General features: G+C 47.1%; 1 protein-coding gene. It reads right to left on the bottom strand.

Annotated features, from left to right (window positions below; genetic code table 11):
• A partial coding sequence (locus H6S82_RS31940) for a PAS domain S-box protein (protein WP_191057402.1) occupies positions 1–1771 on the bottom strand: 1771 nt, incomplete at both ends.

Below are 1771 nucleotides of genomic sequence, written 5' to 3'. Positions count from 1 at the left end.
TGGGAGGGATGCAGGTTTAATAATTCTTCTTTACTTTTGGCACGCAGCATGGCAACAGCTGCTTGGTTGCAATCGATGAAGACATCTCCATCTAATAAAAGAATCGCATCTGCCGACTTTTCAAATAGCAAGCGGAACTTATTTTCGCTTTCTCTTAATGCTTCTTCTGTACGTTTGCGATCGGTCACATCTTCGTAAGTACCTAAAATTCCCACCACATTTCCTTGGGCGTCGTGGAGTGGTACTTTGCTAGTATCTATCCAAGCTGTCTGACCGTTGGCAAGGCGTAAGGTTTCGCTGATATGATATGCGGGGATATCTGCGGCGATTATTTGTCGGTCAACTTCATAAAAGGAGTCGGCTTGTTCTTTTGTGGCGGATAAGTCGTAGTCTGTTTTGCCAACGATGTCATCGGTGGATGCCAAACCAACATCAGTCGCCAGTTTATGATTGCAACCGAGGTAAACTGAGTTTCGATCTTTCCAGAAAACCGCTTGGGGGATATTATCCATCACTCTAGCCAGCATTTCCTGGGATGTCCGCAGCGCCTCTTCTCTCGCTTTGCGATCGCTGATATCCCGTACTACGGCTTGCAAGACTCTACGCGATTTGGGATTGTTGCTGCTATGATCGAATCCAAAATCTACTGCGGTTAGCCACACTTCTGCGGGAAAGACTGAGCCATCTAAACGACTGTGGAGCCATTCAAAGCGACAACTCCCTTCTCGAAAAGCTGTGGCAATTCTTTGTGCTGCTAATGCGGCTGAGTTTGAGCCATCTGGTTGCAATGGCGGTGAGAAATCGCTGGGCTGTTTACCGCAAAATTGTTCTTTATCTATGCAGCCAAACATTTCCAATGTGGCGCGGTTGCAATCGAAGTAAACATTTCCATCCAACAGCATGACTGCATCGATCGTCGATTCGTAGAGCGTGCGGAATTGCTGCTCGGATTGGGCAAGTTTGGCTTGGATAGCTTTGATTTCGCTAATGTCGTTACCGATCGCCAGGATTTCTGTGAGGTTTCCATCTTCATCTAAAAGAGGTTTATTTGTCCATACCACCCAAGCTCGTTCGCCATTACGACGGATGTTTTCGTTTTCGTAACATCTGTATTGTTCGGGGTGTTTGAGGATATCCCTAACTGCTGCTGCTAATTTTCTGCTGGGAGTATCTGCCCCATCAGTCGGGACGATCGTGCCAATGATGTTTTTGCCGAGAATCTCTGCTTCCGAGTAACCGAAAAAGCGTTGCGCGAATTCGTTGAAGAAGGTGATATTTCCCTGAGTGTCTATTCGCAGGATAATGCTGTTGGCATTTTCAACCAGTTCTCGATATTTGGTTTCGGATTGTCGCAGTGCGCTTGTTGCCTTTTCTACAGCTTGTCGTAATTTTTCTGGCGATCGCACCCAGGTAAACAGCAAAATGCCGGTCACTAGCGCCAGCACTGTTCCTCTCGCTCGCAACGCCCAAGACATGGATGCTTGAGTTTGCCATCCTTTCTCTGGGATTGCGGCTAACTGCCAGGAACTGTTGGGCAATTGTAGCTTGAGGATGACTGGGTTTTTCTGGAAGATGGTCGGGTCGCCGAAAAAGACTGACCTAGAGGAACTGAATTTATTTTGACTGAGTAGGGCAAATTGCAATTGGGAATCAGTCAGCGCTGATGCTTCGCGACTGGGGCGATCGAGCAATCTCGCTTCCTTAAAAAGAATGTCGCGATCGATAATTGTGCTTGCCAGACCCCAGTAGGAATTTTTTTGGGGAGTTTCTT

Source organism: Planktothrix sp. FACHB-1355 (assembly GCF_014748295.1).
Lineage (GTDB): Bacteria > Cyanobacteriota > Cyanobacteriia > Cyanobacteriales > Aerosakkonemataceae > Aerosakkonema > Aerosakkonema funiforme_A.
Note: the sequence above shows the minus strand (reverse complement) of the source record. Positions and strands in the feature narration are given on the sequence as shown.